Source organism: Coprobacillus sp. AF33-1AC, from assembly GCF_003475785.1.
Lineage (GTDB): Bacteria > Bacillota_I > Bacilli_A > Erysipelotrichales > Coprobacillaceae > Faecalibacillus.
This window is the reverse complement of sequence record NZ_QRQB01000001.1, coordinates 129,661-144,208: the sequence shown is the minus strand read 5'-3', so window position 1 is coordinate 144,208 and position 14,548 is coordinate 129,661. Positions and strand designations below refer to the sequence as shown.

Sequence of the window (14,548 nt, the reverse complement as noted above, 5' to 3'; positions counted from 1 at the left end):
TTTTTACAAATTATATATCTAAAAATGCATAATTAATTATATTTTTTCAAAATTTAATTGCAGTTAAATTTTGAAAATGCTAAAATTTAGGTATAAAGAATTTAGGAGGAATTATATGGCAATAGATTTAGAATTAGCTAAAAGATTACGTTCATATCGAAATTTTAAACATCTTACACAAAAGGATGTTGCCGCACATCTTAATGTTCCTCATTCAGCTATTTCAGATATAGAAAATGGTAAACGTGATATTACAGTTGGTGAATTGAAAATTTTTTCAAATCTATATGGCAGAAGTGTAGAAGAAATTATGAGTGGGAAAAAATATGATTATTATAATATCGCTAATATAGCACGTTTATTAACTGAACTTCCTGATGAAGATTTAAAAGAAGTTATGTTTATTATTGAATATAAACGAAAAAGAAATGATGAAAGAAACAAACGAAATGCATAAATGGACTTGAGTTAATCAAGTCCATTTATTTTAGTAATTTTTTAAATTCTTCGAGAATCTTCATTCCTTCATTAATAATTTTCATATCTACAATCTCAAAAGTGTCTGCGTGATGAAATTCTACATTGATGTTTTTTTGATGAATTTCTACTATTGCATAGGTACCGAATCCATATTCTGCTCGATTAATCATGACACTTCCAGGATTAATAAATATTTTATTATTTTGGTGAATATATGTGGGAACATGGGTATGACCGTGAAAACATATTTGTAGATCGTTATTATCCATATATTGAGACAATTTATCGTAACCACGGTAAACATCGAATTTTTGCCCATGAGTAATTAAGCAATGATATCCATCAATGTTTTTTTTAATTGTAATAGGTAAAAATGACTGATCATGATTTCCTTGAACTACAAGCATTTTTTTTAGATGTGGATCATCTTCATCAACAGAAATATCTCCACAATGAATGACTATATCGTATTTTTCATGTTCTAAAATATGATCCATTTTTTCATTATACATATGGGTATCGCTTATTAGTAGAATTCTCATCATATTTCTCCTTTTTATACTATCACTTTAATTATACTCTTTTAACAAGAAATGTCATTTTCCAAATGAGAAAAAAATTTTAAGAAAGTGTTTACAATATAAAGAATAATTGGTAAAATAAATACAGGTTAAAAAAAGGAGTGTAAAAAATGAAAAGCATTTTATTAGTATGTTCGGCAGGTATGTCAACAAGTTTATTAGTTACAAAAATGGAAGCAGCAGCAAAGGATGCAAATTACGAATGTAAAATCTTTGCTTTACCTTTTTCAGATGCACCAAGAGTGTTAGAAGAAGTAGATTGTATCTTACTTGGACCTCAAGTTAGATTCCAAAAAGCTGCAATTGAAAAATTAGCAGCAGGACGTAAAGCTGGACCAATCCCTGTTGATGTAATCGATATGAGAGATTATGGAACAATGAATGGTAAAGCTGTATTCGAAAACGCTTTAAAATTATTAGGTGAATAATCTAATGAGGATGCTTAGATGCATCCTTTTTTTATTGTTAAAAAAAAAGAGACTTTTTTTATTGTATACAATATGGTATAATATCTAAAAATTAAGGAGGACACATTATGGAAAAGGGGATTATTACTGTCGTAGGAAAAGATCAAGTGGGGATTATTGCTGAAGTTTGTTCTTTTCTTGCTGATAACAATATTAATATTTTAGATATTTCACAAACAATTATACAAGGATATTTTAATATGATGATGATTGTAGAATTATCTAAAATGGATAAAGATTTTGGAAACGTATGTGAAGATTTAGATCAATTAGGTCAAAAAATTGGTGTTAACATTAAATTACAACATGAAAATATTTTTAACAAAATGCATCGTATTTAATATGGGGAGGAAATATGATTAATTTATTCGAAGTTACTGAAACTAATAAGATGATTGAACAAGAAAACTTAGATGTAAGAACCATTACTCTTGGTATTAGCTTGTTGGATTGCATGGATCATGATATTAATGTTTTATGTGATAATGTTTATAAAAAGATTATGCGTGTTGCAAAAAACTTAGTACCTACTGGTCAAGAAATTGAAAAAAAATATGGAATTCCTATTGTTAATAAAAGAATTTCAGTTACTCCTATTGGCTTTGTAGGAGCAAATGCTTGTCATAGTACAAGTGATTTTGTAAAAATCGCAAAAACATTAGATAAATGTGCTATTGAATTGGGAGTGAATTTCATTGGTGGATATAGTGCAATTGTTTCAAAAGGAATGACACCTGCTGAAAAACTATTAATTGAATCTATTCCTGAAGCAATGAAAGTAACAAATTACGTATGTAGCTCTGTAAATGTAGGTTCAACTAAAACAGGAATTAATATGGATGCTGTTAAACTTATGGGTGATATTATTAAAAATACAGCAGAACTTACTGCCGAAAATGATTCAATTGGGTGTGCTAAATTAGTTGTTTTATGTAATGCACCTGATGATAATCCATTTATGGCAGGAGCTTTTCATGGTGTAAGTGAAGCTGATTGTATTATTAATGTTGGTGTTAGTGGACCAGGTGTTGTTAAAAATGCAATTGAAAAATGCAAAGGTGCAGATTTTGGTGAGTTATGTGAAACTATCAAAAAGACTGCTTTTAAGATTACACGTGTTGGCCAATTAGTTGCCAAAGAAGCATCAAAAAAATTGAATGTTCCTTTTGGAATTATTGATTTATCTTTAGCTCCAACACCAGCAGTTGGTGATAGTATTGCTGATTGTTTAGAAGGTATGGGCTTAGATAGTGTGGGTGCTCCAGGAACAACGGCTGCACTTGCCATTTTAAATGATCAAGTTAAAAAAGGTGGTGTAATGGCATCTTCTTATGTTGGCGGGCTATCTGGTGCTTTTATTCCAGTAAGTGAAGATCAAGGAATGATTAACGCAGTTGAAAATGGTGCACTTACTCTTGAAAAATTAGAAGCAATGACATGTGTATGTTCAGTTGGATTAGATATGATTGCTATTCCTGGTGATGTTGCTAATACAACTATTTCTGGAATTATTGCTGACGAAATGGCAATTGGAATGATTAATCAAAAAACAACAGCTGTTCGAATTATTCCAGTAATTGGTAAAACTGTTGGAGAAACAGTTGAATTTGGAGGCTTGTTAGGTTATGCACCAATCATGCCAATTAACAAATTTGGATGTGCTGAATTTATTAATCGTGGGGGACGTATTCCTGCACCAATACATAGTTTTAAAAATTAGGCAAATGCCTAATTTTTTTTGCATTCTATTTTATATTTATGAAAGATTAGTCTATAATGTGTTTTGTTAAGAGAGGTTTTTATGAAAAAATTAACATTGAATGATTACAAAACAGTCAAATATTATTTAGATTTAGCACAGTATGATGGTTATAATAGCAACTTTGTTAATATGATGCTATGGGATCATGAGTACAATATTTTTTATCATCAAGAAGAACATTTCTTGGTGATGCTTCATACTTATGGAAATGAACGCTTTTTTTCAATGCCCTTTTGCAAATCAAAGTATATTGATGATGCAATAGAGTACATGAAAAACTATGCAAATAAGAACCATTTTTCTTTTAAAATTGAGGTAGCAACAGAAGATTTTGTTAATAAATTAAAAATTAATCATTCTGAACTTCTTTGTATAGAAGACAGGAATAACTTTGACTATGTCTACCTAAAAGAAAATTTAATGACTTTAAAAGGTAAAAAAATGCAAAAAAGGCGAAATCATCTTAATGCATTTAAAAAAAGTAATATAGATTATATTTATAAAGAAATAGAAGACCACGATATTGATGCAGTTTTAAAATGTTTAAGAAAATGGGATGATTCAAAAGATAATGAAGAATCTATACAATCAGAATACATTGCCATTATGTATGCTTTAATTCATCGTCATGAGCTTCATTTAAAAACAGGTTGTATTTATATTAATAATGAAATAGAAGCATTTGCTATTGGATCAGAATTATATCATCAAACTATTGAGATTCATTTTGAAAAGGCAAATAAAAATATTAGAGGTTTATATGTACTTATTGGTCAATTATTTCTACAAAATAACTATCCTGATGCACTTTATGTTAACCGTGAGGAGGATATGGGACTTGAAAGTTTAAGAAAATCAAAAATGGATTTACATCCTGATCACATGGTAAAAAAATACACAATTATTGAAAAAAATTTGCGTATTAGAAAGGCTGAAGATTCTGATTTTAATCTACTTCAATCGAACTGGTTAAACACATTTGAGGATGAAGATCAATTATCTACACAATTTTATTTTTCTCACCTTTATAAAAAAGAAAATACATATCTACTACAAAATAATGAAAAGATTATTGGCTGTATGCAAATTAGGCCATTTACTATTTCTGAACATGATAAAATTAAATCAGTGTATTTTATTTTAGGTGTTATTGTAAAAAAAGCTTTCCGACACAATGGCTGTATGAATACGATGATTCGTTATGTTTTAGATAATGATTTTAAAAATAAACAAGTGATGTTACAAGCATACATACCTGAAATATATCATCATTTAGGATTTAAAGACACTTATATCAATATTCATTATAGGGCAGATAAGGTTATAGATAATGAGGAATTAAAAGATATTATATTTATTGATGATGTTGATATTAAAGAAAAAGAAGAAAACTTATTAATGCTTTATAAAAGACATTGTAAACAATATGATGGATATTATGTAAGAGACAATAATTATTATCGAAATTACTTCATTCCAAGATTAGAATCATTGAATAGAAATTTAAAATTCATTAAAGTTGATAACGAATTAATAGGATATATAGAGTATGAAATAAATCGTAATGAACTTATTATTACAGAATTTATTTATACTGAAAAAAAATATATAGTGCCAATTATTAATTTTCTTCTTGAAAAATATAAAGTTGTCCAATTTGATTTACCAGAATCTATTGATGTTGAATGGAATAGTAAACCATATTGTCAAATGCTTGCTAATTTTTCTTTAAAAACAAAAAGTCCACTTTATATCAATGAAATCTATTAAAAAATTCATTGACTATAAATTTCAAGCATTATAAAATATTTTTACATGAGGAGGAAGAAGACTAAAAATGATACTAGAAGATCGTGAATTACATGAAGAATGTGGTGTCTTTGGCGTAATTGGTAATAAGAATGCTTCAAATATTTGTTATTATGGATTACATAGTTTACAACATAGGGGACAAGAAGCTGCAGGTATATGTACTGTCAATAGTGAAAAAAAATTTAAAATACATAAAGGAGAAGGATTAGTTACAGAAATCTTTAATCCTGAAAAAATGGATCAATTGGATGGTGATGCTGCAATAGGGCATGTGCGTTACTCTACTGCCGGTGGAGGTGGTATTGCTAATGTACAACCATTCTTATTTAGAACTTTAAATGGTTCAATGAGTATATGTCATAATGGAAATTTAGTTAATGCTAATATATTAAGGGGAAAATTAGAAGAAGAAGGAAGCATTTTTTCTTCATCTTCTGATACAGAAGTATTAGGACATTTAATTAAAAGACAGAGTGGTCGAATGATTGATCGTATTTGCAAATCTTTAGATATGTTAGATGGAGCGTTTGCTTTTTTAATACTTATTGAAGATCGTTTATATGCTGCAAGAGACAAATACGGATTAAGACCATTATCTATTGGTAAAATGCCAAATGGTGCTTATGTTTTTGCCTCAGAAACATGTGCTTTAGATGTTGTTGGTGCACAATATGTAAGAGATGTTGAACCAGGTGAAATTGTAAGAGTAAAAGATGGACAACTACTTTCCAAAATCTATACACAAGATAAGATAGTGGATAAGATATGTGCAATGGAATACATATATTTTTCTAGACCAGACAGTACTTTAGATGGAATTAATGTACACACAACTAGAAAACTTGCTGGTAAACAATTGTATTATGAATCACCAGTTGAAGCAGATGTTGTCATAGGGGTTCCTGATTCATCTATTTCTGCAGCTATTGGTTATGCAGAAGCTTCTGGAATTCCATATGAAATGGGACTAGTTAAAAATAAATATGTGGGGCGTACTTTTATTCAACCAACTCAAGAATTAAGAGAACAGGGCGTTAGAATGAAATTATCTGCTGTATCTTCAATTGTAAAAGATAAAAAAGTGATTATGATTGATGACTCAATTGTTAGGGGAACTACTTCTAAGCGTATTGTAAGATTATTAAAAGAAGCGGGAGCAAAAGAAGTACATGTACGTATTGCTTCACCAGCAATAAAATTCCCATGTTTTTATGGGGTTGATACTTCGACTTTAGAAGAGCTTATTTCAAATAAAATGGATGTTGATGAACTATGTAAATATATCCAAGCTGATTCATTAGCATTTATTAGTGAAGATGGTTTAAGAAAGTCTATTCATTTTAAAAAAGAACATACATGTGGATTATGTTTATCATGTTTCAATGGACAATATGTTACTAAATTATATGATTCGTTTGATAAAGCTAATAAGGATGAAAAGTAGAGTTTGCACACAAGGAGCTTTTTGCTCCTTGTTTTATTATAAATGGAGGTTCCGTTCAATATATCTTACTTCGCATAATGTATATTATGCCACTTATAAAAGTGGCATAACAAAAAGAAGAAGAGAAATCTTCTTCTATAATGATGCAATCATCGCAGTACTTATAAGGATAAATAAAATAGTACCAATAATACATAAAAATAACAAAAGTTTTATTTTATTTTTCTTGTAATTATTAAATAAAGCAATTACTCCTGATATCATTAATGCTGCAGCGATAATATAAAAAGTAATTAAAAGCACAGTTTGCTTCATAATTAAGCCAATTGCAAACATAAAACCAGCAATTATATAGGCTCCCATTGATAATAATAAAAGTTTATTAAATTCTTTTTTTTCCATTTATTGTACTCCATTAATCTAACATATTTAAAATTGATTTTCCGATACCATTATATGATACATTGAAGTTATCAGCAATTGTTGCGCCAATAATACCAAATGTATCCATGGTTGGTAGTTGACAAGGATTCTTAAATTCCTTGTTATAAATAATAAGTGGGACTTGTTCTCTAGTATGATCAGTTCCTTTATAAGTTGGATCATTGCCATGATCAGCTGTAATCATAACTAAATCATCAGAATTAATATATTTCATAAATTCAAATAATTGTTGATCAAATTTTTCAATAGCTTGTCCATATCCAATAGGATTTCTACGATGACCATACACTGCATCAAAATCGACTAAATTTAAAAACACCAAACCACAAAATGATTTTTTTGCTTCCATGATTAACTTGTCCATACCATCATCATTATTTATTGTTCTAATTGATTCATTAATTCCTTCGTTTACAAAAATATCAGATATTTTTCCTAATGCAATAACATGATATTGTGCATCATTTAAACTATTCAATACTGTTTTGGAAAATGGTTTAAGTGCATAATCATGTCTATTAGAAGTTCTTTTAAAAGTTCCCTTCCCTTTTCCTATGTATGGTCTAGCAATAATGCGACCGACTTTATAGCGGTCATCCATTGCTATTTCTCTTGCTATTTGACATGCATCATAAAGTTCATTTAAAGGAATAATATCTTCATGCGCAGCTATTTGGAAAACTGAATCTGATGAAGTGTATACAATCCAATCGCCTGTTTTCATTTGATGTTCACCATATACATCTAGAATTTCAGTTCCACTTGCCGCTATATTTCCTACACATTTTCTACCTGTCCTTTTTTCGAATTCTTCAATAAATTCTTTTGGAAATCCTGTATCAGTAAAAGTAACAAAGGGCTTTGTAATTTTTAATCCCATCATTTCCCAATGGCCTGTAATTGTATCTTTTCCATTAGATGCTTCATTGAGTTTTAAGGAATAACCTAATTGATTATGTAGTGGGTAAATTCCCTTAAATTGGCCCAATGATCCTAATCCTAACCCTTCTAGGTAAGGTACATTCAATCCATTATTTCTTTCACAGATATGTTTTAATGTATTAGCACCAACATCATCATAATCTTTGGCATCTAATGCATTTCCAATGCCAAGTGAATCCATCACGATTAAAAATATTCTTTTGTATTTCATAAAATCAATCTCCTTTTTTAAATAATTTATTGTAGTCTTCTTTTAATTTTGAATTTGAAACATGTGTATAAATTGTTGTTGTTGATATATCACTATGTCCTAATAATTCCTGAATTGAACGTAAATCAGCCCCATTTTCAAGTAAATGAGTAGCATAACTATGTCTTAAAGTATGAGGTGATACATTTTTTGTTATGCCTGCTTCTTTTGCTATTTTTCTTAGTGTGTTATAAAATGATCTACGAGAAATCATTTGTTTTTTGTTGTTAAAAAAAAGTAATGGATTATCTTCAAATTGCAAAAAAGGATTACGATAATCAACTATATATTTATGAATAATTTGACTAACATAATTATTAATAGGCACAATCCGTTCTTTATCACCTTTTCCAATTACTTTTAAATCATTTTGATTAAGATTGATATCAGATAATTTAATTTGAATGAGTTCAGAAACACGAATTCCTGAAGCATATAATAGTTCAACCATTGCTCTATTTCTTGCAGATTTAAAATCTTTCATTTCAATGGAATCCAGCAAACGTGTAACTTCATCATAAGAAAGGACTACTGGTAAATGATCAGCTTGTTTAGGAAGATCAAAGTAAGACATCATATTTATCTCTACAAGTTGTTCTCTTTTTAAAAATTTGTAAAACATTCGTAGTGAAGTAATTTCTCTAGAAATTGTACTTTTTGCTAGATGATCTTCATGTTTTAAAAATAGCTGTACATGTTCGCGCTTCACATCATTTATAGATGTTATCTTGCATTCTGTTTCTATAAATTTAACGAATTTTGTTAAGTCTTGTTTGTAATTTTGTATTGTATTATGGCTTAGGCCCCTTTCAACAATTAAATATTGAAGAAAGTGATTAATTAGTTCTTGATTATTCATAAATACCTCTTTCATACCTTATATAAGGTATATTTTAATCACTATTGAAATAAATACAAGTAGAATACTCATTATATAATCATTTAAAAAATAATTAATTAATTCTTTAAAACGATAATTTTCTTGAAAAACAAAATTTAGTAAGAATGTCTGTAGAGAGAATCTTATGCTATAAAAAGAAGTAACATAAGTGATGAGTAATTCAAGGATAATCTGAGGAATAATTATAACAAATATTAAATATAAATTAAGTTGAATCGTTCCTATTTTTGCCAAACTATAAATAATTGCAAGAATTCGATAAGTTATCAAAAGACAAGTAAATGGTATACCCAAATAACTTGTGGCAAATATAGTTAAAAGAATTATGTAGCCTATTGTATGAACTAAATAGAGCTGATAATGATGATTATTAGAAATAAATATAGGCTCATATAAATAATTTAATAAATTCCCGTTATTATTAAATAAAAAATATATGGCAAACAAGATAGAAAATATAATCATTAAGATAATAAACTGATGTATATATAAGATTAATTTATTTTTTTTAAAAGACATCACAAGTTTACCTCCCAGTAAACATTATGATGTCTTTTTATAATTTATTCGGTAATTATTTTCTTTTTAAAGTATCGGCAGCTGTTTTTAAATTTAAATGATGTTCTTTATTTAATTTATGAATAAAATCACGGGTTGTATTTTCTTCTTTTTTAATTTGTTGATGATCAAATAAGGAAATTTGTACAATTTGATCATTGATATTAATTGTATTGTTTAAAGATATACCTAATAATCTTACAGGCTGGCCGTTATAATTTGAATCAAAAAGATATTTAGCTGTAGATATTATTGATTCATAATCATTAATATAATCCTGAAGAATAGTTTGTCTAGAAACAGTGTCAAAACGACTATATTTAATTGTAATACTGACTGAGTTAGAAACAAGATTGTTTTTTTTAGCCCGCAATGATACTCTTTTTGCTAGATGATTAAGAATTTCATATAATTGATCAGTATCATTACTATCATATTGTAAAGTAGTAGAATGTCCTACTGATTTTAAATCATCACGATTAACATGGACCTTTTGATTGTCAATACCATTTGCTTTACGATATAAAATAAGTGCGTATTTCCCAGCTACAGTTCTTAATTTGTTATAATTTTTATATTGGGCAATATCACCAATTGTATTAATGCCCACCTTCTTTAATTTAGGTACTGTCTTTTTTCCGACTCCATACATATCAGAAATATCAAGAGGCCACATTAACTCTTTAAGGTTATATTTAGTCAATATAGTTATTCCCATTGGTTTTTTCATATCACTGGCCATTTTTGCTAAAAATTTATTAGGTGCTATTCCAATAGAACACTTGAGCTTGAGTGATTGATAAACATGATTTTGAATTTTTAAAGCAAGATCATAAGGTTGACATTGATTTATTCTAATATAATCAGTCATATCGACATAACATTCATCTATACTTGCAATTTCAATAATAGAACTATATGTTCTAATTATTGTAAAAAAATCATTAGAAAGTCGTCGGTACAAGTCAAAATTAACAGGTTTTATAATCAAATTCTTACATAATTGTTTAGCCTGAAAAAGTGGCATAGCAGAATGAATGCCATATTTTCTGGCTTCATATGATGCGGTGGAAACAATACTTCTTCTGTTCATTCCTGAGATGACAACCGGTTTTCCTATAAGCGAGGGATCAACTGATGCTTCAGCACTTGCATAAAATGCATTTAAATCGATATGAAATATAATTTGCAAGATTCATCCCCCACTTTCTATACATTATTTTATAAATAATGATGTTTATTTGCAAGAGCTGTTTTGTGAGCTAGACGTAACTTATCTGCAATCATTGCGATGAATTCGGAATTTGTTGGTTTTGATTTAGAGGCACTCACTGTATAACCAAATATATCATCAATAGCTTCTGTATTACCTCGGTTCCAAGCAACCTCTATTGCATGACGAATAGCTCTTTCGACACGGGAAGATGTAGTATTATATTTACGAGCAATATCAGGATATAATACTTTTGTTACTTGCCCTAATATTTCAATATTATAGTATGTAGTCATGATAGCTGTTCGTAAATACATATATCCTTTAATATGAGCAGGAATGCCTACTTCATGTAATATTTCAGTAATTTCATTTTCAATCTTAATTTTTTGATATTTTTTATTTTCTGATTCCATATCAACAGAATGTTGATTTTGGTTAATCATAATTTTCTTTAAAGTAGACATAAAGTACTGAAAATCAAAAGGTTGTTTAAAACAATAACTTACATTTAATTTTTCTAAAGCATCACAAATAATAAGATTTGTAAAATTTGTCATGCAGACAACTTTTTTATATGCATTTTTATTTATTGCATTAATACGTTCCAATACACCAATTCCATCTAATTGAGAAGTCATGAGATCTATAATAAACAAATCGTACTGATTTTTACTTAAATGATTTATACATTCTAAGGCATTGGTACAAGATGTGACACTTAAGAATAATTCATCTTCTTCTATTGTTTTTTTTATTTTGTCCAATAATTCTTTATTTTCTTCTAATAAATACACTTTATATTTTTCCATAATTTTCCTCCGTTTTTCTCTTACCAACAAAAACATTATATAAATTCTCATAATTATTTTTTATAGATAATAAAAAAACGTTACTGTATTATGGAAAAACGTAATTAATATTTTCGTATTATAAAAATATTCTGACATTTATTTCATATTAAAGGTATTTTTTGTCAAAATGAAAAGAAATGACAGAGTCATTTCTTTTCTTCATTATTAATCATCCAGTCAATATACACACCATATCCTATTACAGGATTACTTGAATTAGCATGTGTTACACAGCCTATTAATTTACCATTTTGAATAATCGGAGAACCACTCATTCCTTGGATAATACCTCCAGTTTGATGAAGAATATTTTGATCTATAAGTTTAAATTGTATTCCTTTTTCTTGAGGGACAGACTGTTTTTGCAAGTAAGTGATTTCTATTTCACATTTCGTTACTTTATTATCATTAAGCGATGTAAGAAAGTAAGCATTTCCTAATTTGACATCTTCCATTGAGGATGTCTCGATTTTATTGGAATCTGACATTGGAATTTCGTATTGTCCAAAAATACCAAAATCATTATTTTGTAAAACTGTCCCTATTTTAGATTGACCAATTTTCCCGTTTTTTTGTCCAATTTGATCTTTTTGACTTTTCTTAATAGAATGAACAGAAGCTTGATAAATAGTCCCGTTATTGAGTTGGATACCGTGATCATTCATTTCATGACCTAAGCAGGCAAATTGACGAGTGTGAGGGTTGTAATATGTCATCGTTCCTAATCCACTTAATGCATCTTTTACATATAAACCGGAATTAAATTCATTTTGATGACGTTGTATTAAAAGTGTTTTATTTAATTCAACTTGATTTCTCAATAATGTTATTTGGTAATGATCTTGGTTGTCTTCAAATACTTTTGTTAATGATTCAATATTTTCTATTTTTTTTCCATTAACTTTTGTAATCAAATCCAACACTTTGAAATCATAATCTAATGGATTATATTTTTTTCCATCAATTTCAATATCATAACCTCCAGTTATTAAGACACCATTATAATTGAGAACTACCCCTACTGATTCACCACCTAGATAGACATCTAATCCAAATATTGACGTAATATTTATAATGATTAATAATAGAACAATTAAGGAAACTGTTAGCTTTTTTAAAAGCATAGACACCTCCTTTTTGTAGCATGGCTACAATATATTTTGGCATCTATGCTTTTATTTATACGCTATTTTGTTTTAATTTACGAGCATGATTTAATGATTCTTCTGTAACATCTTTACCAGAAATCATTTTTGCAATTTCATGAATACTTTTTTCTTGTGATAGTTCATGGATCGTTACAGTTGTTTGATCTTTATTAGCATTTTTTTCAATTGACAAATGATGATCTGCAAAAGCAGCAACTTGCGCTAAATGAGTAATACATATAACTTGTTGTTTTTTTGAAATTTCATGCATAATCTTACCGATACTTTCAGCTACTTTGCCACTTACACCGGTATCAGCTTCATCAAAAATCATCGTTTCAATAGAAGTAAACTGATTACATACAGTTTTAATAGCAAGCATGATCCGTGATAATTCACCACCTGAAGCTATTTTGTGTAATGGTTGTAAATCTTGCCCTGGATTAGTAGAAATCATCATTGTGACATTGTCTATACCGTTTTGAGAGAGTTCTACTTGGTCAAATTGAAAGTCAAAACGTACATTTTCAAGATATAATTTTTTTAGGATGCTACTTACTAAATCGACAAATTGATGAGCATATTTTTTTCTTATATCTGACATTTGTTGAGCTTCTTTTTGACTTTGTTTAGTAAGTTCTGTAATTTCATTATTTAAATTAATAAGAATTTGATCTCTATCATGAAAATGATCAATTTTTTCTTGAATTTCATTTTTGCTTTTTTTAATAGATTCAATATCTTGTCCATATTTTCTTTTAAGTTTATTTAAAGTAAATAATGTTTCTTGGATTTCATTAATATAGTTTTCATCAAAATTAAATTCTTGGTAGTAGTTATTTAAATTATCATTTGCATCTATCAAATTGTAGTATAAATCATATATTTTGCTATAGAAGTTTTCAAAATGAGAATCATCTGTTAAGTATTGCAATTGGTCTAAAGCGTTCTTTAATTGACTTATTGCACCCTGATATCCATCAACGTATTCATTATATTGATCCATTCTTTGTTTTGTTTTCTCATAATTTTGTATTCTTTGCTTTTCTTTTAATAAATATTCTTCATCAATGTTTTCTAAATCAATTTCATTAATTTCATTAATTTGTGTTCGATAAAAATCAAGTTGTTCGTCACTGAGAACTTCATTTTCTAAAGTATTTTTTTTCTTTTTTAAAGATACTAGCTGATGATAATGATTAATATATTGATTATATATTTCATTTATTTTCTTACCAATAAATTGATCTAAAATAGCCAAATGAGTTTGAGGGTTAAATAATTGATGGGTATCAAATTGATTATGAATATCTATAATATAAGGAATCAACTTTTTAATTACACTTTGGGAAACAGTGCGATAATTGAGTTTCATAGATGCCTTCCCATCATCTTTTATTGTTTTAGAAACCACAATTTCTTCATCTAATTGCAAATCGTAAATTTCAAATTCTTTAGTAAGTTCTAAAGTAGGATGATTTAGAGAAAAAACACCTTCAATAAATGCTTTTTTAGATCCTTTTTTTACAAGGCTTGTTTGACTGCGTTCACCAAGTAATTGTCCAATGGCATCAATAATGATAGATTTTCCAGCACCAGTTTCTCCTGTCAATACAGTCATACTTTCAGAAAAATCTATTGTTAAACGATCGATAATTGCAAAATTTTCAATATATAAACTATTAAGCATAT

General features: G+C 28.2%; 14 protein-coding genes. 6 read left to right on the top strand and 8 right to left on the bottom strand.

From position 1 onward, the window contains the following. The first annotated feature begins 115 nt into the window (after nucleotides 1-115). Nucleotides 116-457: a helix-turn-helix domain-containing protein gene (locus tag DWZ53_RS00760; protein ID WP_118431025.1), complete on the top strand. Its 342-nt coding sequence runs from the start codon at nucleotides 116-118 to the stop codon at nucleotides 455-457. 25 nt (nucleotides 458-482) lie between these two features. Here the strand turns inward: DWZ53_RS00760 and DWZ53_RS00755 are convergent, their stop codons facing one another. Then, on the bottom strand, nucleotides 483-1,022 hold the full coding sequence (locus tag DWZ53_RS00755; RefSeq protein ID WP_118431023.1) for a metallophosphoesterase: 540 nt from the start codon (nucleotides 1,020-1,022) through the stop codon (nucleotides 483-485). A 149-nt stretch (nucleotides 1,023-1,171) separates the two neighbouring features. Between DWZ53_RS00755 and DWZ53_RS00750 the strand changes: the two genes are divergently transcribed. From DWZ53_RS00750 to purF, 5 genes are all read left to right on the top strand, one after another. Next, entirely contained in the window at nucleotides 1,172-1,489 is a 318-nt protein-coding gene (locus DWZ53_RS00750; protein WP_118431021.1) for a PTS sugar transporter subunit IIB, read from the top strand. A 107-nt stretch (nucleotides 1,490-1,596) separates the two neighbouring features. Then, the gene (locus DWZ53_RS00745) at nucleotides 1,597-1,869 is read left to right on the top strand and encodes an ACT domain-containing protein (protein ID WP_118431019.1); all 273 of its coding nucleotides are present in this window, start codon (nucleotides 1,597-1,599) and stop codon (nucleotides 1,867-1,869) included. A gap of 14 nt (nucleotides 1,870-1,883) precedes the next feature. Next, nucleotides 1,884-3,248, top strand: coding sequence for a PFL family protein (locus DWZ53_RS00740; protein ID WP_118431017.1), 1,365 nt, complete (start codon nucleotides 1,884-1,886; stop codon nucleotides 3,246-3,248). 81 nt (nucleotides 3,249-3,329) lie between these two features. Then, nucleotides 3,330-5,060 carry a GNAT family N-acetyltransferase gene (locus DWZ53_RS00735; RefSeq protein ID WP_118431015.1) on the top strand — a complete coding sequence of 577 codons (1,731 nt, stop codon included), beginning with the start codon at nucleotides 3,330-3,332 and terminating at the stop codon, nucleotides 5,058-5,060. A 67-nt stretch (nucleotides 5,061-5,127) separates the two neighbouring features. Then, nucleotides 5,128-6,546, top strand: a complete 1,419-nt coding sequence (purF, locus tag DWZ53_RS00730) for an amidophosphoribosyltransferase (RefSeq protein ID WP_118431013.1) — start codon at nucleotides 5,128-5,130, stop codon at nucleotides 6,544-6,546. A gap of 135 nt (nucleotides 6,547-6,681) precedes the next feature. Here purF and DWZ53_RS00725 read toward each other — a convergent pair whose 3' ends face one another. The 7 genes from DWZ53_RS00725 to recN form a co-directional block, all read right to left on the bottom strand. After that, a complete protein-coding gene (locus DWZ53_RS00725) occupies nucleotides 6,682-6,948 on the bottom strand; it encodes a hypothetical protein (protein ID WP_118431011.1) in 267 nt (88 codons plus the stop codon). 13 nt (nucleotides 6,949-6,961) lie between these two features. Continuing rightward, nucleotides 6,962-8,143 (bottom strand): phosphopentomutase, encoded by a 1,182-nt coding sequence (deoB, locus tag DWZ53_RS00720; RefSeq protein ID WP_118431009.1) that lies wholly within the window; start codon nucleotides 8,141-8,143, stop codon nucleotides 6,962-6,964. A 4-nt stretch (nucleotides 8,144-8,147) separates the two neighbouring features. Next, nucleotides 8,148-9,041 carry a site-specific tyrosine recombinase XerD gene (xerD, locus tag DWZ53_RS00715; protein ID WP_118431007.1) on the bottom strand — a complete coding sequence of 298 codons (894 nt, stop codon included), beginning with the start codon at nucleotides 9,039-9,041 and terminating at the stop codon, nucleotides 8,148-8,150. A 616-nt stretch (nucleotides 9,042-9,657) separates the two neighbouring features. Then, nucleotides 9,658-10,833 (bottom strand): DNA polymerase IV, encoded by a 1,176-nt coding sequence (locus tag DWZ53_RS00705; RefSeq protein WP_118431003.1) that lies wholly within the window; start codon nucleotides 10,831-10,833, stop codon nucleotides 9,658-9,660. 29 nt (nucleotides 10,834-10,862) lie between these two features. Then, nucleotides 10,863-11,666 carry a sporulation transcription factor Spo0A gene (gene spo0A, locus DWZ53_RS00700; RefSeq protein ID WP_118431001.1) on the bottom strand — a complete coding sequence of 268 codons (804 nt, stop codon included), beginning with the start codon at nucleotides 11,664-11,666 and terminating at the stop codon, nucleotides 10,863-10,865. A gap of 188 nt (nucleotides 11,667-11,854) precedes the next feature. Continuing rightward, nucleotides 11,855-12,832: a SpoIVB peptidase S55 domain-containing protein gene (locus DWZ53_RS00695; protein WP_118430999.1), complete on the bottom strand. Its 978-nt coding sequence runs from the start codon at nucleotides 12,830-12,832 to the stop codon at nucleotides 11,855-11,857. A 55-nt stretch (nucleotides 12,833-12,887) separates the two neighbouring features. Then, complete coding sequence (gene recN / locus DWZ53_RS00690; RefSeq protein ID WP_118430997.1) at nucleotides 12,888-14,546, bottom strand: DNA repair protein RecN; 1,659 nt, start codon at nucleotides 14,544-14,546, stop codon at nucleotides 12,888-12,890. Nucleotides 14,547-14,548 lie beyond the last annotated feature (2 nt).